The sequence below is a fragment of the Acidilobus sp. genome (genome assembly GCF_049973875.1).
Lineage (GTDB): Archaea > Thermoproteota > Thermoprotei_A > Sulfolobales > Acidilobaceae > Acidilobus.
In genome coordinates this window covers 1-501 of record NZ_JBMFJI010000123.1, presented here as the reverse complement: position 1 = coordinate 501, position 501 = coordinate 1, and the positions used below count along the sequence as shown (strand labels likewise).

General features: G+C 55.5%; 1 protein-coding gene. It reads left to right on the top strand.

The annotated features are described in order from the left end of the window. On the top strand, nt 1-412 hold a 412-nt coding region (locus ACP5H1_RS08630), incomplete at its 5' end, for a hypothetical protein (protein ID WP_427974141.1). Nucleotides 413-501: the final 89 nt, after the last annotated feature.

The window sequence follows — 501 nt, the reverse complement described above, 5'->3', positions numbered from 1 at the left end:
CCGCTACTACGCCTGCAGTCAGGAGAAGGCGATTATCCACTTCAGGGACTACGCAAAGTCCGCAGGCTACATAGTTACTCCCACGGGAGACACGGGAGACGTCGAAATGCCCACGTGGTTCTGGGCTAACGGCTACTTCAAGGTTCCGCTCACTACCCCTGCAGTGGCTATAATCGAACGCACACGGTTCTCGGATACCGCAATAACTGCAGAGGTGGAAGCTAACTACCCGGCATTCTTCACTAACCCACGCTCTGTGGCTAAAGAGATGGCTAAGCAAGTCCTGAGCCCGTGGGCCCCTCCAACGAGCGAGCTCTTTAAGACCTTCCCCTTCCAGACCACGGCATTCCAGCTTGGGGTAATACCAATGACCTTTTACGACCTGCTTTCGTGGGTGTGGTGGTCGAAGTGATTGTTACCGTGGACTACGACCTGAAGGGAGACTTCAGGGACACGCTCTTTTTCCTAAGGCTAAGCTACCTGTGCAGGCCCGGGAGCCCC